The 20,889-nt window shown below is 65.8% G+C and carries 16 protein-coding genes and 2 tRNA genes; 17 read left to right on the forward strand and 1 reads right to left on the reverse strand.

Going from position 1 to position 20,889, the window contains the following annotated elements:
- Nucleotides 1–4: 4 nt before the first annotated feature.
- The 11 genes from ACMX2H_RS02140 (at nt 5) to ACMX2H_RS02190 (ending at nt 9,889) form a co-directional block, all read left to right on the forward strand.
- Nucleotides 5–316 carry a hypothetical protein gene (locus tag ACMX2H_RS02140; RefSeq protein WP_414958762.1) on the forward strand — a complete coding sequence of 104 codons (312 nt, stop codon included), beginning with the start codon at nt 5–7 and terminating at the stop codon, nt 314–316.
- A gap of 268 nt (nt 317–584) precedes the next feature.
- Complete coding sequence (locus tag ACMX2H_RS02145; RefSeq protein WP_414958763.1) at nt 585–1,058, forward strand: ribose-5-phosphate isomerase; 474 nt, start codon at nt 585–587, stop codon at nt 1,056–1,058.
- Between the two features lie 2 nt (nt 1,059–1,060).
- Nucleotides 1,061–2,005: an Fpg/Nei family DNA glycosylase gene (locus ACMX2H_RS02150; protein WP_414958764.1), complete on the forward strand. Its 945-nt coding sequence runs from the start codon at nt 1,061–1,063 to the stop codon at nt 2,003–2,005.
- Between the two features lie 589 nt (nt 2,006–2,594).
- A tRNA-Gly gene (locus ACMX2H_RS02155) sits at nt 2,595–2,665 on the forward strand.
- Nucleotides 2,666–2,799: 134 nt separating this feature from the next.
- Nucleotides 2,800–2,872 (forward strand) — tRNA-Pro (locus ACMX2H_RS02160).
- A gap of 54 nt (nt 2,873–2,926) precedes the next feature.
- Complete coding sequence (gene tig, locus ACMX2H_RS02165; protein WP_414958765.1) at nt 2,927–4,369, forward strand: trigger factor; 1,443 nt, start codon at nt 2,927–2,929, stop codon at nt 4,367–4,369.
- A gap of 499 nt (nt 4,370–4,868) precedes the next feature.
- A complete protein-coding gene (locus ACMX2H_RS02170; RefSeq protein WP_127513857.1) occupies nt 4,869–5,486 on the forward strand; it encodes an ATP-dependent Clp protease proteolytic subunit in 618 nt (205 codons plus the stop codon).
- Between the two features lie 40 nt (nt 5,487–5,526).
- On the forward strand, nt 5,527–6,198 hold the full coding sequence (locus ACMX2H_RS02175) for an ATP-dependent Clp protease proteolytic subunit (RefSeq protein WP_136785471.1): 672 nt from the start codon (nt 5,527–5,529) through the stop codon (nt 6,196–6,198).
- 219 nt (nt 6,199–6,417) lie between these two features.
- Nucleotides 6,418–7,710, forward strand: coding sequence for an ATP-dependent Clp protease ATP-binding subunit ClpX (clpX, locus tag ACMX2H_RS02180; RefSeq protein WP_414958766.1), 1,293 nt, complete (start codon nt 6,418–6,420; stop codon nt 7,708–7,710).
- Nucleotides 7,711–7,768: 58 nt separating this feature from the next.
- Nucleotides 7,769–9,064 carry an ATP-dependent Clp protease ATP-binding subunit ClpX gene (clpX, locus tag ACMX2H_RS02185; RefSeq protein WP_414958767.1) on the forward strand — a complete coding sequence of 432 codons (1,296 nt, stop codon included), beginning with the start codon at nt 7,769–7,771 and terminating at the stop codon, nt 9,062–9,064.
- A 204-nt stretch (nt 9,065–9,268) separates the two neighbouring features.
- Nucleotides 9,269–9,889, forward strand: a complete 621-nt coding sequence (locus tag ACMX2H_RS02190; protein WP_414958768.1) for a mycothiol-dependent nitroreductase Rv2466c family protein — start codon at nt 9,269–9,271, stop codon at nt 9,887–9,889.
- Nucleotides 9,890–10,309: 420 nt separating this feature from the next.
- Here ACMX2H_RS02190 and valS read toward each other — a convergent pair whose 3' ends face one another.
- The gene (valS, locus tag ACMX2H_RS02195) at nt 10,310–12,934 is read right to left on the reverse strand and encodes a valine--tRNA ligase (protein WP_414958769.1); all 2,625 of its coding nucleotides are present in this window, start codon (nt 12,932–12,934) and stop codon (nt 10,310–10,312) included.
- A gap of 187 nt (nt 12,935–13,121) precedes the next feature.
- On the opposite strand from valS, the gene ACMX2H_RS02200 reads away from it, so the two are divergent.
- From ACMX2H_RS02200 to ACMX2H_RS02225, 6 genes are all read left to right on the forward strand, one after another.
- Complete coding sequence (locus ACMX2H_RS02200) at nt 13,122–13,490, forward strand: DUF488 domain-containing protein (RefSeq protein WP_414958770.1); 369 nt, start codon at nt 13,122–13,124, stop codon at nt 13,488–13,490.
- A gap of 238 nt (nt 13,491–13,728) precedes the next feature.
- Nucleotides 13,729–14,055 (forward strand): hypothetical protein, encoded by a 327-nt coding sequence (locus ACMX2H_RS02205; protein ID WP_414958771.1) that lies wholly within the window; start codon nt 13,729–13,731, stop codon nt 14,053–14,055.
- A 151-nt stretch (nt 14,056–14,206) separates the two neighbouring features.
- Nucleotides 14,207–14,950 carry an SDR family oxidoreductase gene (locus tag ACMX2H_RS02210; RefSeq protein ID WP_414958772.1) on the forward strand — a complete coding sequence of 248 codons (744 nt, stop codon included), beginning with the start codon at nt 14,207–14,209 and terminating at the stop codon, nt 14,948–14,950.
- 759 nt (nt 14,951–15,709) lie between these two features.
- Nucleotides 15,710–19,000 carry an isoleucine--tRNA ligase gene (ileS, locus tag ACMX2H_RS02215; protein WP_414958773.1) on the forward strand — a complete coding sequence of 1,097 codons (3,291 nt, stop codon included), beginning with the start codon at nt 15,710–15,712 and terminating at the stop codon, nt 18,998–19,000.
- Nucleotides 19,001–19,013: 13 nt separating this feature from the next.
- A complete protein-coding gene (locus ACMX2H_RS02220) occupies nt 19,014–20,366 on the forward strand; it encodes a bifunctional folylpolyglutamate synthase/dihydrofolate synthase (protein ID WP_414958774.1) in 1,353 nt (450 codons plus the stop codon).
- An 8-nt stretch (nt 20,367–20,374) separates the two neighbouring features.
- On the forward strand, nt 20,375–20,854 hold the full coding sequence (locus tag ACMX2H_RS02225; RefSeq protein WP_414958775.1) for a DUF4233 domain-containing protein: 480 nt from the start codon (nt 20,375–20,377) through the stop codon (nt 20,852–20,854).
- Nucleotides 20,855–20,889: the final 35 nt, after the last annotated feature.

Raw genomic sequence — 20,889 nt, forward strand, 5'->3', positions numbered from 1 at the left:
TGTAGTGGTGGACCCGAGCGGCATTCGGGTTTACGGTGGCGGTTTCTGGCGGATGCTGGCCACGCGTCCCGCCGAGGTGCGTTCGGTGGAGGTCCGCGAAATCAATGCGATGGAGTACGGCGGCTGGGGCTACCGGCTCAGCGGCCATGGCGTCGGCTTCATCACCGGCAGCGGCCCGGCGCTGATAGTCCGGCGCAAGCTAGGCATGGACATCGTTTACAGCATCGACACTCTGGAGCACGCAGAGCAGCTCGCCGGGCTGCTGGGTGGCTACGCCAGACTGGAAGCCTCCGGGAGGACAGACCCGCGACGGTGAACGCCGGATCCTGGCGCTGACGTTGCCGCACGGGCCGGTGCGCGCCGTGAGCAGCCGTTGCGAGCGGCAACACGGCCCGGCCACGAAGGGTTTGGGAGACCGGGGCAAATGCAGGCGGTTGCAGGGTCGATGTTCTCAGCCAGGGGAGGAAACCCCGCCAAGGCGGGCACCGGCGTCGTAAATCCGCCGCAAATCAGGATCGGTGCGCCCCCTCCAGTAGGCTGGAAGCCGCTAATCTCCCTCCCCGCACGCCACAGAAGGACCGTACATGCGCGTTCACATTGCCACCGACCACGCCGGCCTGGACCTCAGCCACCACCTGATCGAGCACCTGACCGGCCAGGGCCACGAGGTTATCGACCACGGGCCCACCGCGTACGACGCCGAAGACGACTACCCCTCGTTCTGCATCAACGCCGCCCTCGCCGTGGTGGCGGACCAGTCCGCGGGCGTAGAAGCGCTGGGCATCGTGCTGGGCGGTTCCGGCAACGGTGAGCAGATCGCGGCGAACAAGGTCAAGGGCATCCGCGCTGCGCTGGCCTGGAACCTGGACACCGCCAAGTTGGCCCGCGAGCACAACGACGCCAACGTTGTGGCCGTCGGCGGCCGCATGCACAACGTGGAGGAAGCCACCGCCATCATCGAGGCGTTCCTGGCCGAGCCGTTCTCCAACGCCGAACGCCATGCCCGCCGAATCGGCAAGATCGCCTCCTACGAGACCACCGGCGAGGTCCCGGCCTAACCATGCCCGAAGGCCATTCGGTCCACCGCCTGGCCCGCCAGTTCCAGGATGTTTTCGCCGGGCAGCGGCTTGCCGTCTCCAGCCCGCAGGGCCGCTTCGCCGCCGGCGCCGCCCGGCTCGACGGGGCCACGCTGCTGGCCGCCCGGGCACACGGCAAGCAGTTGTTCCTGGACTTCGACAACGGACTGGTCCTCCGGGTCCACCTGGGCCTGTACGGTGCGTGGAGCTTCGGCGGGGATGAGACGTTCCGCGGGGCCTCCAGCATCGGCGCGCCACGCCGGGTGGGGGAGCGGGAAATGTACGACGACGGTGATGCCGTTGCGTACGACGGGCCGCCGGAACCGGTGGGCCAGGTGCGCGTCCGGCTGGTGTCCGACCACGGCTGGGCGGACCTCCGCGGCCCCACCGCCTGCGAGGTACTCACGCCCGAGGAAGCGTCCGCCATCGCCGGCAAATTGGGACCGGACCCGCTGCAGGTTGAAGCAAGCCCGCTTCGAAAGGCTGCTGGTCCGGTGCAGGAGGTGGATAGCCGGGCCGACGAGTTTGTTCGCCGGGTGACCGCCAAGCGCACCGCCGTGGGGCAACTGCTGATGGACCAGAACGTGGTGGCCGGCGTGGGCAACATCTACCGGGCCGAGACACTGTTCCGCCGTGGCCTCAGTCCGTGGCTGCCCGGCAAGCAGGTCTCCCCGGAGGATGCCGGGCTGCTGTGGGAGGACATCGTGGACGTGATGGGCGACGGCGTCCGCGACGGCAAGATCATCACCACCCGGCCCGAACACCGGGACACCGACCCGGCCGGACGCGTGCTGCCGGTCTGGCCGGACAACGCCTACTACGTGTACCAGCGGCAAGGCATGGCGTGCCGGGTCTGCGGCAACCCCGTGGCCCTGACGGACATGGCCGCCCGCAAGCTCTACTGGTGCCCCACCTGCCAGCCGGCCTGACCGGATCGCGCGGGCAGTAGCGGCCGGCCGGGCTAACCGGCGGGTCGCAGGGCCGCTACTGGACTGCTCACTCCGCCGGTGCACCCGCGTTGCCCACCCAGCCGGTGTACCCGCGCTGCCCATCCCGCCGGTGCACCCGCGCCGCCCACTTCGCCGGTGCACCCGCGCCGCCCACTTCGCCGGTGCACCCGCGCCGCCCACTTCGCCGGTGCACCCGCCTGCCCACTCCGCCGGCTTACTCGCGTTGCCCACCCGGCCGGTGCTCCCACGTTGCCCACTCCAAATTTCCGCGAGGGCAGGGTTTGTCTTCGAGGACAGGGGATATAGGCCCTGCCCTCGACGCTAGACCCTGCCCTCGGCGATTATTACCCCCGCGCGTGGCGGCTAACCCTGACCTCAAGCATTTTCTCTGCATGCGAAGTTGGGCCGGGACGGGGCTAGATTGATTAAGCAACGAAGCTCAGGAAGATCACCGCGGCGGGGTCTGCGTGCAGCCTAAAGGAAGAACCGGCTGGGGCAGAGGCCAGCATCGCCTGCCGGGCCGATTTGTTGAACGGGGCCGCCGTCGTGCTAAAGTTTCAACGTCCTCGGGGATGTAGCTCAATGGTAGAGCCTCAGTCTTCCAAACTGATTACGCGGGTTCGATTCCCGTCATCCCCTCGCAGTGAGAGGCGGTCCAGTAGGGCCGCCTTTTCTGTTAGCGGCAGCGGTGCCAGGGTTTTATCGGCGCAGCTGCTCCGCGGAACGTAATTGTGCAGCAGGCCGGGATAGCCCGTAGACTTGCGTGTGCACTACGGGGCGTAGCGTAGTGGCTAGCGCGCCTGCTTTGGGAGCAGGAGATCGCAGGTTCGAGTCCTGTCGCCCCGACTCTGTATTCTTGGTGCAGATTTAACCCCTATAGCTATCAGGAGTCCTAACGCTGTGAAGAGCGCTGTCGAAACCCTCACCCCCACCCGGGTCAAGCTCAACGTTGAGGTCCCCTTTGAGGAACTCAAGCCCAGCATCGACGCGGCGTACAAGACCATCGCGGGTCAGATCCAGGTTCCCGGCTTTCGCAAGGGCAAGGTTCCGGCCAAGCTGATCGACCAGCGCGTCGGCCGCGGCTACGTGATCGAGACCGCTATCAACGAGGGCCTGAACGGTTTCTACCAGGGCGCCATCGAAGAGACCGGCATTCGCCCGCTGAGCCGCCCCGAGGTGGAAATCACCGAGGTTCCGGACCCGTCCGCCACCGAAGGCCAGCTCGCCTTCCACGTTGAGGTCGACATCCGCCCCGAGATCGAGCTGCCCGAGTACGCCGGCCTCGAGGTCACCGTGGAAGCCACCGAGGCCTCCGAGGAAGACGTGCAGAAGGCACTGGACGACCTGCGCGGCCGCTTCGGCACGCTGAAGACCGTTGACCGTCCGGCCGCTGCCGACGACTTCATCACCATGGACCTGTCCGCCAAGGTGGACGGCGAAGAGGTTGATTCCGCCGCTGACCTGTCCTACCAGGTAGGCGCCGGCACCATGCTCGAAGGCCTGGACGAAGCCGTCACCGCCCTGAGCGCCGGCGAAGACGCCACCTTCGAGACCAAGCTGGCCGGCGGCGAGCACGCCGGTCAGGACGCCACCGTCACGGTGAAGTTGAAGGCCGTCAAGGAGCGCGAGCTGCCCGAGGCCGACGACGACTTCGCCCAGCTGGCAAGCGAGTTCGACACCATCGCCGAGCTGAAGGAAGACCTGGCCAAGCAGGCTGCCGACGCCAAGGTTGTGGAGCAGGGCATCGAGGCCCGCGACAAGGTGCTGGACAAGCTCATGGAGCTGGTTGAGGTTCCGGTGCCGGAATCCGTCGTCGAGGAGCAGCTGGAGCAGCACTTCCGCCCGGAGAACAGCCACGGTGAAGACCACGACACCGAGGAGCACCGCGCCGAGGTCCGCGAGAACACCGAGAAGGCCTTCCAGAACGAAATCGTGCTGGATGCCGTGGCCGACAAGGAAGAGCTGGGCGTCAGCCAGGCCGAACTGATCGACTACATCGTTTCCTCCGCAGGCCAGTACGGCATGGACCCGAACCAGTTCGCGCAGCTGCTGGACCAGTCCGGCCAGGTCGGCATGATGGTGGGCGAGGTCCGCCGCCGCAAGGCCCTGGCCAAGGTCCTCGAGCTGGCCAAGGTCACCGACTCCAACGGCAACGAGGTCGACCTGAGCGACTTTGTCCGCCCGGCCGGCGAAGAAGAGCCGAACGTCGAGGACCTGATTCAGGCTGCCGAAGCCGAAGCTGCCAACGCCGAGGCCGGCGAAGCTGAAGCAGACGCCGCCGACACCGAGTCGATCGAGGACACCGACGCAGCCGAAGAGGCCGCCGAGGCAGAGAAGAAGTAGGCAGCACACTGCCCCACGGACCGCCGGAATCCCGCAAGGGACCGGCGGTCCGCCGCTTTAACCCCTGCGCTCGACGGCGGTCCGCCGCTTTAACCCCTGCGCTCGACGGCGGTGCGCGGCTTCGGCGGGGGTGCACGACGGCGGTGCGCGGCTTCGGCGGGCGGTGCTCGACGGCGGTGCCGGGCCTGGTAAGGGAGGGGCTCACGTCGGCGGTGCCGGCTTGATTCAGGCCGTTGGAAAAGGTGAGTCGAGCGCACGGTGAACGGCGCTGCGGAAGGCAAGCTCCGGCGTCGTAATTCTGCTGCAGGCAGAGCTTTTCCCGCGAGAACACGGGCCTGATGCGCCGTCAGCGAACAGTGCGTTGTCAGGGAGGAATCGGGCAGCCGAACACGTTACTGTCCAAGTAGGTAAACGACCCGAGGGGCGCCGGATAACGGTTTGGCCCAGGGGAAGAAGCGAGAGGTATTTCAGCATGTCGAATGAATCCGCCACTCCGATGATGGCTACGGTCGAGGCCGCTAGCCGTGAAGATTACATCTACAACCGTCTGCTCAAAGAGCGCATCATCTGGCTCGGCTCCGAGGTGCGGGACGAGAACGCCAACGCCATCTGCTCGCAGCTGCTGCTGCTCTCGGCCGAGGACCCGGAAAAGGACATCTACCTCTACATCAACTCGCCCGGCGGCTCGGTGACTGCCGGTATGGCCATCTACGACACCATGAAGTTCATTCCGAACGACGTGGTCACCGTGGCTACCGGCCTGGCGGCGTCGATGGGCCAGTTCCTGCTGTCTTCGGGCACCAAGGGCAAGCGCTATGCCACTCCGCATGCGCGGATCCTGATGCACCAGCCTTCCGGCGGCATCGGCGGCACGGCCTCGGACATCCGGATCCAGGCCGAGCTGATCCTGCACATGAAGCAGGTCATGGCCGAGCTGACCGCCGAGCAGACCGGACAGACGGTCGAACAGATCCTGATCGACAACGACCGCGACAAGTGGTTCACGGCCGAGGAGGGCCTGGCTTACGGGTTCTTCGACAAGATCTCCGCCCACGCCGGCGGCGTCACCGGCGGTGGCGGGACGCAAAGCGACTCCGCCTCGACGACGGAATCCTGAGCCCACGCGCCACCGACCCGAATACAAGCAGGAGAATCTCATGGACTACAACTTCGGTGCCGCTGCCGGCGGTTACGCCGCGAACATGCCGCAGAGCCGCTATGTGCTGCCCCAGTTCGAGGAGCGCACGCCGTACGGCTTCAAGCGCCAGGATCCTTACACCAAGCTGTTCGAGGACCGCATCATCTTCCTGGGTGTCCAGGTGGACGACGCGTCGGCCGACGACATCATGGCCCAGCTGCTGGTGCTTGAGTCCACCGACCCGGACCGCGACATCACGCTGTACATCAACTCGCCGGGTGGCTCGTTCACCGCGATGACCGCGATCTACGACACCATGCAGTACATCCGCCCGGAGATCCAGACCGTGTGCCTGGGCCAGGCGGCCAGTGCTGCTGCTGTACTGCTGGCCGCCGGGACGCCGGGTAAGCGTTTGGCCCTGCCGAACGCGCGCGTGCTGATCCACCAGCCGGCGCTTGGCGGCGGCGAACGCGGCCAGGCTTCCGACCTGCAGATCCAGGCCGACGAGGTCATGCGGATGCGCGAATGGCTGGAGAACGCGCTGGCCATGCACTCGGGCAAGGACGCGGCACAGGTCAACAAGGACATCGAGCGCGACAAGATCCTGACCGCCGACGGTGCCCTGGAATACGGGCTGATTGACCAGGTGCTCGACTCCCGGAAGATCAACAAGCCGGCGATCACCAAGTAATAACAGGTAAGATTGCCGGATTGCTTTCACTGCCCGTGGCGCGTCATATCGCACCACGGGCAGTGTGGTTACTGAAACTGTCGGCGCAGTGAATTAGAGTTGGTGTCAGCCAGCTTCGGCAGCGCAGCACCAACTCTGCTCAACGCAGCACCTTGTAGCGGGGTTGGACAGCTCGGACGCCGCGGCAGGTGCCGACGTAGGACAAGTAAGGGGACGGATATGGCTCGCATAGGTGAGAGCGCTGACCTGCTCAAGTGCTCTTTCTGCGGCAAGAGCCAGAAACAGGTCAGGAAGCTGATCGCCGGCCCAGGCGTGTACATCTGCGATGAGTGCATTGAGCTGTGCAACGAGATCATCGAAGAGGAGCTGGCCGAGGTCTCGGACCTGGGCTCCTTCGAACTGCCCAAGCCCCGCGAAATCTTCGACTTCCTGCAGGAATACGTGATCGGCCAGGAGCCGGCCAAACGAGCGCTGGCTGTAGCGGTGTACAACCACTACAAGCGCATCCAGTCCGGCCATGCGCCCAAGGGGACCGCAAACCTCTCCGATGCCAGCCCGCTGGAGGACGTGGAAGTCTCCAAGTCCAACATCCTGCTGATCGGCCCCACCGGCTGCGGCAAGACCTATCTGGCCCAGACCCTGGCCCGCCGGCTGAACGTTCCCTTCGCGGTCGCCGACGCCACCGCCCTGACCGAAGCCGGCTACGTGGGCGAGGATGTGGAAAACATCCTGCTCAAACTGATCCAGGCCGCCGACTATGACGTCAAGAAGGCCGAACAGGGCATCATCTACATCGACGAGATCGACAAGATCTCCCGCAAGAGCGAGAACCCGTCGATTACTCGCGACGTGTCGGGCGAAGGCGTCCAGCAGGCACTCCTGAAAATTTTGGAGGGAACCGTGGCCTCGGTTCCCCCGCAGGGCGGACGGAAGCACCCGCACCAGGAATTCATCCAGATCGACACCACCAACGTGCTGTTCATCGTGGCCGGTGCCTTCGCCGGGCTGGAGGAGATCATCGGATCACGGGCCGGCCGCAAGGGCATCGGCTTCGGCGCCCCGCTCAAGGATGCGGCAGCGGAAAAGGACAGCTACGGCGAGGTCATGCCCGAGGACCTGCTGAAGTTCGGGCTGATTCCGGAATTCATCGGCCGCCTGCCGGTGATCACCACGGTGTCCAACTTGGACCGCCCGGCACTGATCAAGATCCTGACCGAACCGAAGAATGCGCTGCTGCGGCAGTACCAGAAGATGTTCCAGCTGGATGGCGTGGAACTGAACTTCGAGCAGGAAGCGCTGGAAGCGGTGGCGGATCTGGCGCTGGAGCGGGGGACCGGTGCGCGTGGGCTCCGGGCGATCATCGAAGAGACCCTTCAGCCCGTCATGTTCGACCTCCCCAGCCGCGAAGATATCGCCTCTGTGGTGATCACTGCAGACGTGGTGCTGAACAAGGCCGAACCGACGCTGATTTCCCACGATGTGGTGGCCAAGCGGCGGAACAAGTCGGCCTGACGCACCGCATACAGACGACCACCGGACGACGCACGAGGACCAGACAAGGGGATACATTATGGCCCGGACCGCCGGAAGCGCGGAGCTTCTCACCTGCTCGTTCTGCGGGAAGAGCCAGAAGCAGGTCAAGAAGCTGATCGCCGGCGGCGGCGTCTACATTTGCGACGAATGTGTTGGGCTGTGCAACGAGCTGCTGGAGGAAGAGTTCGGTGCTGGGGCGGCCGCAACTGAACTGCTGGAGCTGCCGAAACCGCGGGAGATTTTCGGGTTCCTGCAGGAATACGTGATCGGCCAGGAGCCGGCCAAGCGTGCGCTGGCGGTGGCGGTCTACAACCACTACAAGCGCATCCGGACCGGCCATGCCGCCCCGGGCAACGCTGCGTTGACCGCCGCCGGCGACCTGCAGGACGTGGAGATCTCCAAGTCCAACGTGCTGTTGATCGGCCCCACCGGCTGCGGCAAGACGTATCTGGCCCAGACGCTGGCGCGCCAGTTGAACGTTCCCTTCGCGGTGGCGGACGCGACGTCTCTGACCGAGGCCGGTTATGTGGGCGAGGACGTGGAGAACATCCTGCTGAAGCTGATCCAGGCCGCCGACCACGACATTAAGAAGGCCGAGCAGGGCATCATCTACATCGACGAGATCGACAAGGTCACCCGCAAGAGTGAGGGCCCGTCGATCACCCGCGACGTTTCCGGCGAGGGCGTGCAGCAGGCGCTGCTGAAGATTTTGGAAGGCACAGTGGCCTCGGTGCCGCCGCAGGGCGGACGGAAGAACCCGCAGCAGGAGTTCCTGCAGATCGACACCACCAACATCCTCTTCATTGTTGCCGGCGCCTTTGCCGGGCTGGAGGAGATCATCGGCTCGCGGGCGGGGCGCAAGGGCCTCGGTTTCGGCGCACCGCTGCGGGACACCGCGCGGCAGCAGGACAGCTACGGCGAGGTCATGCCCGAGGACTTGCTCAAGTTCGGGCTGATTCCGGAGTTCATCGGCCGCCTGCCGGTGATCACCACGGTGGCCGATTTGGATAAGCCGGCGCTGATCAAAATCCTCACTGAACCGAAGAACGCGCTGCTCCGGCAGTACCAGAAGATGTTCCAGCTGGACGGCGTGGAATTGGCCTTCGAGGAGGACGCTTTGGAGGCTGTGGCGGACCTTGCCTTGGAGCGGGGGACCGGTGCCCGCGGACTGCGCGCGATCATGGAAGAGACGCTGCAGCCGATCATGTTCGACCTGCCCGGCCGCGAGGACATTGCCACCGCCGTGATCACGGCGGCGACGGTGCTGGACGGGGCCGAACCCACGCTGATCCCGCGCGACGTGGAAGCCCTCCGCCGCCGCGACTCCGCCTGACCGGCCATTCCTGCGGCCATAGGTGCCCCGCAATAGCGGGCTGCGCAAACGTCTGCGGTGCAACTCGCTGCGGGGTAACACACTGCGGCGCAACTCGCTGCGGTGCACAAGCTGTCCGCCGTGAGGCAGGTGGAACAAAACCTCAGCCCGCGCAGTTACGCAGAACAGCATCTATAACCGGCACCATGAAGGAGCACTGACCATATGTCTGAAAACGCCGCACCGTCCACCGTTGACTTCTGGTTCGACCCGGCCTGCCCGTTCGCCTGGATCACTTCCCGCTGGATTCTGGAGGTGGAGAAGGTCCGCGACGTCAAGGTCGAATGGCATGTGATGAGCCTGGCCGTGCTCAACGACGGCCGCGATGAGCTGCCGGATGAGTACAAGGAGTTCCTGAAGAAGGCCTGGGGCCCGGTGCGCGTGATCATCGCCGCTCAGGAACTGCACGGCGAGGCCTACGTGGGCAAGCTCTACGAGGCGATGGGCACCCGGATCCATAACGGCGGCAACAAGGACTACGAGTCCGTCACCGCCGCGGCACTGGAAGAGGTCGGACTGCCCGCGGACCTGGCCCGCTTTGCCACGTCGGACGAGTACGACGAGCAGCTGCGCACCAGCCATGAGGAAGGCATCTCCAAGGTCGGCGACGAGGTCGGCACGCCGGTGGTGGCCTTCAACGGCACCGCCTTCTTCGGACCGGTGATGACCCGGATTCCGCGCGGCGAGGACGCCGGCAAGATCTTCGACGGCGCCGTGGCGCTGGCCGACTTCCCGTATTTCTACGAGATCAAGCGTTCGCGGACCACCAGCCCCGAATTCGACTGATCGGTTTCGCCGGACACGTTATCGGTCAGCCGGACTCGTTCCCGGCCGACCACCGGCTCCTAGCCGACACGCCATAGCCAACCGGAAAATATTTCCGCACAGCTATGGCGTGTCGGCTTGCGCAGGAGTATATATATCTATACGCATCCGCCAAAAGATGCGGGACCGAACACCAAAGATTCAGTGACAAGTAGTGGACTAGCTCCACAAACTGCCAGCCAGTGACGAGGCTAGGAAGACCTGAAAATCCAAGGAGTTCGCGAGACCCAAAGCCGTCACCTTTGGATCAACGAGTCGAAGCCCCACCAACTGCGTAAACGCTGATGGGGCTTCCCCTCGTTAACGGCTCCGATAACGGCTCCGATAGCGGCTCTGCGAGCAGCTACCCGGCCCGAGCCTCCACGACCGGAAGAGACTCCGCTACTCGGCCGGAGCCTCCGCGGCAGCAAGCTCCACCTTGGTGACGGTCAGCTCGCCCTCGGCCTCTGCCAGCATGACCTCGCGGGCGTTGCCGGCGGCCTTCAGGTCACCCAGCCCGGCTTCCAGCTGCGCAATCTGGGCAGCCGAACCGCTGATGGTCGCGGTGAGCACTTCGGTGCGCTGCTTGACCTTGGCTTCCGACTTGGCCTTGCGGATGCCGCCCAGCGCGAGTCCGACGGTGCCCAGCAGGCCCTTGTCGGCGGCCGAGGCGACCGAGGCGAGCCCCGCCGTCGTCGGCCATTCAGCGCGGTGCACGGAACCGGCGCGCCACCAGCTCCAGACCTCTTCGGTGGCGAAGGGCAGGAACGGCGCGAACAGGCGCAGCAGCGCGTCCAGCGTGGTGGCGAGCGTGGCCAGGACCGAGTCCTGCTCCGCCTGGCCGGCGGCACCGTAGGCGCGGTCCTTGATCAGTTCCACGTAGTCGTCGGTGAAGGACCAGAAGAAGCTCTCGGTGACCTGCAGCGCCCGGGCGTGGTCGTACTTCTCGAACGCCGCGGTGGCGGTTTCCACTACATCGGCCAGCTGGCCCAGCAGCGAGATGTCCAAGGGGTTGGTGACCACGGCGGCGTCGTCGGCAATCACCGATGCTTCCGTGGCGCCCAGGTTCAGCACGAACTTGGAGGCGTTGAGCAGCTTGATGGCCAGCCGGCGGCCGATCTTCATCTGCGCGACTTCGTAGGCGGTATCCGCGCCGAGCTTGGCGGAGGCCGCCCAGTAGCGCACCGCGTCGGCACCGAACTGCTCCAGCACGTCGGTGGGGACCACCACGTTGCCCTTGGACTTGGACATCTTCTTGCGGTCCGGGTCCAGGATCCAGCCGGAGAGCGCCGCGTGCTTCCACGGCGCGCAGCCATTGAGCGCGTCGGCGCGCACCGCGGTGGAGAACAGCCACGTGCGGATGATGTCGTGTCCCTGCGGGCGCACGTCGAACGGGAAGACGTTGTTGAAGAACGCCTCGTCCCGGCTCCACTTGCCCACGATCTGCGGCGTCAGCGACGAGGTGGCCCAGGTGTCCAGCACATCGGCGTCGCCGATGAAGCCGCCGGGCTGGTTGCGCTGTGACTCCTCGTAGCCCGGGGCGGGCTCGGCGGCCGGATCGACCGGCAGCATCTCGTCGCTCGGCAGCACCGGGTTGTCATAGTCCGGGTTGCCGGAAGCATCCAGCGGATACCAGACGGGGATTGGCACGCCGAAGAAGCGCTGCCGGGAGACCAGCCAGTCGCCGTTAAGGCCTTCGATCCAGTTTTCGTAGCGCGAGCGCATAAACGCCGGGTGGAAGTCGATTTCCCGGCCACGGCCGATCAATCGTTCGCGCCGGTCCTCGTCACGGCCGCCGTTGCGGATGTACCACTGGCGTGATGTGACGACTTCCAGCGGCTTGTCGCCCTTTTCGTAGAAGTTGACCGGGTGGGTCATCTTCTTCGGCTCGCCGTCCAGCTCGCCGGCGGCTGCCAGCAGCTCCACGACCTTCTCCTTGGCGGAAAATACGGTCTTGCCGGCCAGCTCGGCGTAGTTCGCCTTGCCGGATTCGGTGGTGATCCACTCCGGCGTCTCGGCCACAATCCGGCCGTCGCGGCCCACGATCGAACGGGTGGGCAGCTGCAGCTCGCGCCACCAGGTGACATCGGTCAGGTCGCCGAAGGTGCAGACCATGGCGATGCCGGCGCCCTTCTCCGGCTTGGCCAGCGGGTGCGCCTTGACCTCCACCTCCACGCCGAACAGCGGGGACTTCACGGTGGTACCGAACAGCTTCTGGTAACGCTCGTCGTCCGGGTGGGCCACGAGTGCCACGCAGGCCGGCAGCAGCTCGGGGCGGGTGGTCTCGATGTGGACCTTCTCGCCGTCGGCCGTCTCGAAGGCATAGCGGTAGTAGGCGCCGGGCATCTCCCGGTCCTCAAGCTCGGCCTGCGCCACGGCGGTGCGGAAGGTGACGTCCCAGAGCGTGGGGGCTTCGGCCATGTAGGCGTCGCCGTCGGTCAGGTTGGACAGGAAGGCGCGCTGCGAGACGGAGCGGGATACGTCGTCGATGGTCCGGTAGGTCAGGTCCCAGTCCACGGAGAGGCCCAGCGTGCTGAAGAGGTTCTCGAAAACCTTCTCGTCCTCCACCGCCAGGGTCTCGCAAAGCTCAATGAAGTTCCGGCGTGAGACGACGTCGAAATCGCGCTGGTTCTTCGCCGGCGTGGCCGGCGGCTGGTAGTCCGGGTTGTACGGCACCGACGGGTCGCAGCGCACGCCGTAGAAGTTCTGCACGCGGCGCTCGGTGGGCAGGCCGTTGTCGTCCCAACCCATCGGGTAGAACACGTTCATGCCGCGCATCCGCTTGTAGCGGGCCAGCACGTCGGTCTGGGTGTAGGAGAACATGTGTCCCACATGCAGCGAGCCGGACGCCGTCGGCGGGGGAGTGTCGATCGAGTAGACCTGCTCCCGCGTGGTCTCGGGGTTGAACTTGTAGGTTCCTTCCCCGCGCCAGCGCCGGGTCAGGGCGTCCTCAAGGCCTTCGAGGGCGGGCTTGTCGGGAACGTTTACGGAAACGGGCGTGTCTGTGCCCGGGGTATGTTCTGCCATGCTGGCCATTCTTTCATGCCGGGCACGGAATGAAGATTCGCGACGGCGGTGCTCCCTTTCGTGCCCTGGACCTACCTGCGGCCCGCCCTCTCTTCGCCGATCCGCGCTGTCCCGCCGCCCGAACTGCTGATTCGTACGACGGCGGTGCAACCTATCTGCCCCGGCCCGGCTCGCGTAGCATGCGGCTATGACGGACGTTCACATCAAACGGGTCTATGAACCGGCCGACGACGGCGACGGCTACCGGGTGCTGGTAGACCGGATCTGGCCCCGCGGCATCAAGAAGGACGAGGCCGGCCTGGACCTCTGGCTGAAGGAAGCGGGAACGTCAGCCGAGCTGCGCAAGGAGTTCAGCCACCAGCCCGAGAAGTTCGAAGCGTTTACGGTGGCCTACCGAAAGGAGTTGGACGGCTCCGAGGCGCTCAAGCGCCTCCTGGATCTGGCCCGCGAACACCCCAAGCTCTGCCTGCTCTACGGCGCCAAGGATGAGATCCACAACCAGGCGGCGGTCCTGCGGGACATAATCGTGGAAGAACTCGGCGGGACATCCGGCTGACATGCCGCGGCGGGTGGGGGAGTTGCTGGGTGTCGGCGGCCCGCGGGGTCGGATGTCGCGAGGCGGGAGCCGCGGTGCGGGCGGCAGAACATTGCGGGGTGCCGTTCCGGCTATCGTGGGTGCAGCGATTCTGGCCGGACCCATGGCGGGGTGCGGGGTTATACCCGGGCTCGAGGCTCCGCCGTGTCTCCCGCCGGAGTATGCGGTGAGTCCCGCGGAGGCGAGTCCAGGGCAGGTCGTGACGGTGTCAGCGCCGGGCGCCGGCTGCGACCCGCGCTACGGGCGCGATGCCCAAATCGAAGTGATCGTGACAGATGCTTCCGGCGCGGAAGTCATTCACGAAACCGCCCCGATGAACGACGCCGGCGGCTTTACTTATACATTCAGGGTCCCGTCCGATACTGCGGCCGGCAAGGCGTTGGTGACGGCGCTGCCCTACAACCTCGACTGGTGCGATGACACCGGCCGGAACAACCGCGTTTCGGAAGCTTTGGGAGCGGCCGGCGTCGACTTGGAGCGCGTATCGTGCGCACTGCCGTTGAGGCCCCTCCTGATCACGCCGTAACCATGCTGGTTATTCGGTCAGGGCTCATGCGTTCGGTGAACACCACTCGGCCACTTCGCTGCCTGGCAGTGATGGACGGATCCCCATGCTTGCCACCGAGTGGCAGCGCCGTCGTCCATTGGGCCGCCGGTTCGCCGTTAGGCTGTGATCCATGACCAAGCGCGCAGTAGTAACGGGAGCAAGTTCGGGTATCGGCGCCGCCACCGTGCGGGCGCTTCGCGGGAGCGGTTGGGACGTAGTGGCGGTGGCCCGGCGGGCTGACCGGCTTGCCGCGCTCGCCGAAGAAACCGGCGCCGTGGCGATGCCCGGGGACGTGACCGACCAGGACTCTGTCGACCGGTTGGTGGCCGATGTGCTCGCGGGCGGCGGGATCGATGCGCTGGTCAACATTGCCGGGGGCGCCTTCGGTGTGGATTCGATCGCCGACGGCAAGTTCGCCGACTGGGAAAAGATGTACAACGTCAACGTCCTCGGCTCGCTGCGGATGATCCAGGCGTTCCTGCCGGCGCTGCGCGAGAACGGCGAAGGCTCAGTGGTGCTGCTGACATCAACAGCTGGCATTGTGGCGTACGAAGGAGGCGGTGGATATGTGGCCGCCAAGTTCGCGCAGCATTCCATGGCCGGTACCCTGCGTCTAGAAGAGGCAGAACATAACGTGCGGGTGATCGACATTCTGCCCGGGCTGGTGCAGACCGAAGAGTTTTCGCTTAACCGGCTCGGCGGCGATCAGACGGCGGCGGAGAAGGTCTACTCCGGTGTGGAGAAACCGCTGTTGGCTGAGGACGTCGCCGGCGTTGTGGCCTACTCGCTCAACCTTCCGCATCACGTGAATCTGGACCAGATCGTCATGCGCCCGGTCGCCCAGGCAGCCGCCCACAAGCTGATCCGAAAGTAACTCTGCCGCGGGGAAGGTTTGGGGACCACACACACAGAACCCAATCCACCCCGGAGTACACACCCAAGGCATGTATGCTGTGAGCGTCACAATGAGTGAGCCCTTGGTTCGTCCGTCATCAGCGGGCGTTCAAGTATGGAAATGAGCCATGCGAGCCATCTTCTCTAACGGGAGGTTGCCGCGATGGCTGCCTGTACAAAGGTCCAGTACGCAACGAGTTGGGGCGCGAATCGAGCGCTCCAAGCGATCAGAGACAAGACTGCGGCTCGTCGGCAAAAGCGTCCGGTGCGTATCTACCCATGTGAACAATGTGCCGCTTGGCACCTCACCTCAAAGAAGCGAGTGGGCAGGTTTAAGAGGTGGGAAGCTCCGACCCTGTGATTGCCTGACTCGTGATGCGATCGATACCGGCCAGTAAACAAGGACTATCGTTCTCAGCGCTGTCGGCCGCGTTTCGACAGCCGCGCCGGTGTGGCCCTAAACTTGAGCTACAAGCTTTGACCCGGCCATCACCGGTGAGCTTCCGGAAGAACAGCCCACACAGCAACAGCGGGCCTAGTAGAGCCGGACGGGTAAGCCCGTCACAGCAGCGAACGAGTGGCTGTCCCTTTGCACCGGTTCCGGCGCAGCAGGCCAGCAAGTGAGGTGGTACCGCGGGTTCCGCCCCGGCAGCGGGTTCGGCTTTCAAGCCGCACCGGCGAGCTGGAGCAGGGCACGTCCTCGCAGAAGTACCCACACTTGCCGAGCTGTCTTTCCAGGATGACGAACATGCCACAGATCTATCCCAAGGCCTCCACCGCCGGCGCTGCCGCTGCCGAGAGCTCGCCCAAGTTCCCCGAGATCGAGGAGCTGGTGCTCAAGTACTGGCAGCAGGACGGCACATTCCAAGCCTCCGTTGATGCCCGCGATGCCGGCCAAGACGGCGAGAACGAGTTTGTCTTCTACGACGGGCCGCCCTTCGCCAACGGGCTGCCGCATTACGGCCATCTGCTCACCGGCTACGTCAAGGACCTGGTGGCCCGGTACCAGACGCAGCGCGGCCACAAGGTGGAGCGCCGCTTCGGCTGGGACACGCACGGCCTGCCCGCCGAGCTGGAAGCCATGAAGCAGCTGGGCATGACGGACAAGAACCAGATCCTTGCCATGGGCATCGACAAGTTCAACGACGCCTGCCGCACGTCCGTGATGAAGTACGCCGATGAATGGCAGAACTATGTCACCCGCCAGGCCCGCTGGGTGGACTTCGAGAACGACTACAAGACGCTCAACGTCGAGTACATGGAGTCGGTCATCTGGGCCTTCAAACAGCTGCACGAGAAGGGCCTGACCTACCAGGGCTTCCGCGTGCTGCCGTACTGCTGGCGGGACGAGACCCCGCTGTCCAACCATGAGCTGCGGATGGACGACGACGTCTACAAGATGCGCCAGGACCAGACGGTCACGGTCACCTTCCCGATCCGGGCGGACGGCTCGGAGAACCCCTTGGCCGCAGAGCTGGCCGGGGTCAACGCCCTCGCCTGGACCACCACGCCGTGGACGCTGCCCACCAACGTCGCGCTCGCCGTCGGGCCCGACATCCGCTACGCGGTGCTGCCAGCCGGTCCGCACGGCACGCAGGCAACGGGGGAGAAGTTCCTGCTCGCGGAGGACCTGCTCGGTTCCTACGCCAAGGATCTGGGCTACGACGACGCCGCTGCCGCCGCCGAAGCGGTCACCGCCACCTACGCGGGCTCCCAGCTTGCCGGCCTGCGCTACGAGCCGCTGTGGGACTACTACACGGACGCCGAAAAGTGGGGCACCGGCAACGGCTGGCAGATCGTGGTGGCCGACTATGTGACCACCACCGACGGCACCGGCCTGGTCCATCAGGCGCCGGCCTTCGGCGAGGACGACCAGAAGATCTGCGAGGACAACGGCATCCCGGTGATCGTGTCCGTGGACGAGGGCGCCAAGTTCCTGTCCAATTTCGGCGAGGGCCCGCTGGCGGAGATCGCCGGCATGCAGGTCTTCGAAGCGAACAAGCCGATTACCCGGGTGCTGAAGGCAGAGGGCCGGCTGGTCCGGCAGGCCAGCTTCGAGCACAGCTATCCGCACTGCTGGCGCTGCCGCACGCCGCTGATCTACCGCGCCATCTCCTCCTGGTATGTGGAAGTGACCAAGTTCAAGGACCGGATGGTCGAGCTGAACCAGCAGATCAACTGGATCCCGGAAAACGTCAAGGACGGCCAGTTCGGCAAGTGGCTGGAGAACGCCCGCGACTGGTCCATCAGCCGCAACCGGTTCTGGGGTTCGCCCATCCCGGTGTGGGAATCGGACAATCCGGAGTACCCGCGCCGCGAGGTCTACGGCTCGCTCGCCGAGCTGGAGGAAGCGTTCGGCACTTTGCCGCGCAACCACGACGGCGAAGTTGACCTGCACCGTCCGTACATCGACGACCTGGTCCGCCCCAATCCGGACGACCCGACCGGCCAGTCGATGATGCGGCGGGTGGAGGATGTGCTGGACGTCTGGTTCGACTCCGGCTCGATGCCCTACGCCCAGGTGCACTACCCGATGCAGAACAAGGACTGGTTCGACAGCCACAACCCGGCGGACTTCATCGTGGAGTACATCGGCCAGACCCGCGGCTGGTTCTACACCATGCACGTGCTGGCCACCGCGCTCTTCGACCGCCCGGCCTTCCGCAATGTGATCAGCCACGGCATCGTGCTCGGCTCGGACGGGCAGAAGATGTCCAAGAGCCTGCGCAACTACCCGGATGTGTCCGAGGTGCTGGACCGCGACGGCTCCGACGCCATGCGCTGGTTCCTGATGGCGTCCCCGATCCTGCGCGGCGGCAACCTGATCGTCACCGAGCAGGGCATCCGCGACGGCGTCCGGCAGGTGATGCTCCCGCTGTGGAACGTCTGGCACTTCTTCAAGCTCTACACCAACTCCGCGAACCACGGCGCCGGGCACGAGGCGGTCTCCGTCCTCGGCGACACCGCCCGGATCGAGGCGATGGAATCGCTGGACCGGTTCATCCTGGCCAACACCGGGGACCTGGTCCGGGACATGACCGCCGCGCTGGACGCCTATGACGTTTCCGGTGCCTGCGACGCGCTGCGCGAGTACCTGGACACGCTGACCAACTGGTACATCCGCCGGTCCCGCCAGCGGTTCTTCGACGAGGACCGCGACGCGTTCGACGTGCTCTACACCGCGCTGGAAACCGTGTGCCGAATCGCCGCTCCGCTGCTGCCGCTGGTGACCGAGGAGATCTGGCGCGGGCTCACCGGCGGACGGTCGGTGCACCTGACCGACCTGCCCGACGCCGGTGAGTTCCCGCAGTTGGCCGAGCTGGTGGAACTGATGGACACCACCCGGCAGATCTGCTCGTCCGGCTCCAGCCTGCGCAAGGGCGCGAACCTGCGGGTGCGCCTGCCGCTCGCGTCGCTGACCGTGGTGGTGCCGGGCGCGGAACGGCTCTCCGGCCAGTACGCCGTGATGATCCAGGACGAACTCAACATCAAGTCGGTCCGGCTGATCGACGCCGCCGACGCCTCGCCGGAAGAGTTCGGCATCTCGCAGAAGCTGGTGGTCAACGCCCGCGCCGCCGGTCCGCGGCTGGGCAAGAACGTGCAGCAGGCGATCAAGGCGGCCAAGTCCGGTGACTGGTCGGTGGACGACGCCGGTGTGGTCACCGCCGGGGGACTGGCGCTGGAGCCGTCGGAGTACTCGCTGGAAACGGTGGTGGCCGAGGACGCGGCGGCGGGTTCGGCCGTCACCATGCTGCCCGGCGGCGGTTTCCTGGTGCTGGACACCACGGTGACCGCTGAGCTGGAGGCCGAAGGCGTGGCGCGCGACTACGTGCGCACCATTCAGCAGGCCCGCAAGGATGCCGGACTGGTGGTCAGCGACCGCATCCGCACCACGGTGACCGCAGACCAGTCCGTGCTGGACGCCCTCACGCTGCACCAGGGGCTGGTCTCGCAGGAGACGCTCACCGTGGACCTTGTGCTGGTGGCCGGGGACGGCGAGGCCGTGTCCGTGGAAAAGACCGGATCCTGAAGGGGCACCGATCATGAGTGATGAATTCGGCGTTGAGAGCGTCTACGCGGAGCTGCTGGGCCGCGCCCCGGAAAACAAGATGGAACCGCGGATGGAACCGCTGTTCCGTGCGATGGACATCCTGGGCGAACCCAACAAGGCCTTCGCCAGCATCCACCTGACCGGGACCAACGGCAAGACGTCCACGGCCCGGATCATCGAGGCGGGCCTTCGGGCACATGGGCTGCGGACCGGCCGCTACACCAGTCCACACCTGTCCAAGGTCACCGAACGGATCAGCATCGACGGCGAACCCGTGGCGGACGAGACGTTCGTGCGGGTCTGGGACGAGATCCGGCCCTACCTGGACATTGTGGACCAGGAGCTGAATGCCGAGGGCGAACCGCGGCTGACCTACTTCGAGTGCGTCACCATCCTCGCCATCGCGATCTTCGCCGACGAGCCGGTGGAGGTGGCGGTGGTCGAGGTCGGCCTGGGCGGCATCACCGACGCCACCAACGTGGTGGACGGACAGGTTTCGGTCGTTACCCCGATCTCGCTGGACCACACGGACCTGCTGGGGGACACCACCGCGGACATCGCCCGGGAAAAGGCCGGCATCATCAAGCGCGGCGGCTTCCTGATCAGCGCCGCCCAGCCACTGGACGCGGCCGAGGTATTGCTGGAACAGGCGCGGGACATGCAGGTGCCGTTCCGTTTCGAGGGCGTGGAATTCGGCGTCGAGTCCCGCTCGGTGGCGGTGGGCGGCCAGCAGTTGACCATCAACGGGCTGGCCGGGCGCTACGAGGACCTGCTGTTGCCGCTGCACGGGGCGCACCAGGCGCAGAACGCCGCGGTGGCTGTGGCCGCCTTGGAGGCTTTTCTCGGCGGCGGGGAGAAGGAGCTCAACGTCGAGGTGCTCCGCGAGGCGTTTCTGGACGTCACCTCGCCGGGCCGTCTGGAAGTGGTCCGGACTGCGCCCACCATCATTGTGGACGCCGCCCACAACCCGGACGGGATGAAGGCCAGTGCACAGGCCATCCTGGAGGCGTTCAACTTCACCACGCTGGTCCCGGTGGTCGGCGTACTGCAGGAAAAGGACGCCATCGGATTGCTCCAGCAGTTGCGCGAACAACTCTCCGACCTGACCGACGAAATCTGCGTCACCACCTCCAACTCGCCCCGGGCCATTCCGGCCGAGCAGTTGGCGGAGGACGCCATGGCCGCCGGTTTCCCGGAGGACGCAGTCCACATTGCGCCCCGGCTGGATGATGCCATCGAATGGGCCGTCGGCCGGGCCGAAGCCAACAACGACCTCTCCGGCGGCGTATTGATCACCGGGTCCATTACCCTGGTCGCCGACGCCCGCATCCTGCTAGGAAAGTAACAAGATCCATGGCCAAACTGACCAAAGCCCAGCGCGAATGGCGACCGAACATGCCGAAGAAACGGCGCTCGATCAAGACCATGTTCGCCTCCACCGTGCTGCTGCTGGAAGCCTTCGTTGCCTTCTTCGCCACCCTGGTGGTGTTCGGGCTCTACCGCGACGTCGTGTCGCCGGCGCTGATCCTGGGTCTCGGGATCGGCCTGAGCGTTGTGCTGGTGCTGTGCTGCGCCCTGCTGCGCCGCCCGGCCGGCTACGCCATCGGCTGGGTGCTGCAGGTGCTGCTGATCCTGACCGGCTTTGTCGAGCCGGTGATGTTCGTTGTCGGGCTGCTGTTCGCCCTGTCCTGGTGGTACGCGGTGCGCACCGGAGGCCGGCTGGACCGCGAAAACGCCCAGCGCGATGTTGAGCAGGCCGAGTGGGAGCGCGAGCACGGCGGGGAAGCAGGGGCCGCCGGGACCGCCGGGGCCGCTGGCGGCGACGGCCGCTGACCCGCGCCGCGTACCCTCCGGGCAGGGGCGGCTGG

Origin of the sequence: Arthrobacter sulfonylureivorans (assembly GCF_047607445.1) — a bacterium.
Taxonomy (GTDB): Bacteria; Actinomycetota; Actinomycetes; order Actinomycetales; family Micrococcaceae; genus Crystallibacter; species Crystallibacter sulfonylureivorans_A.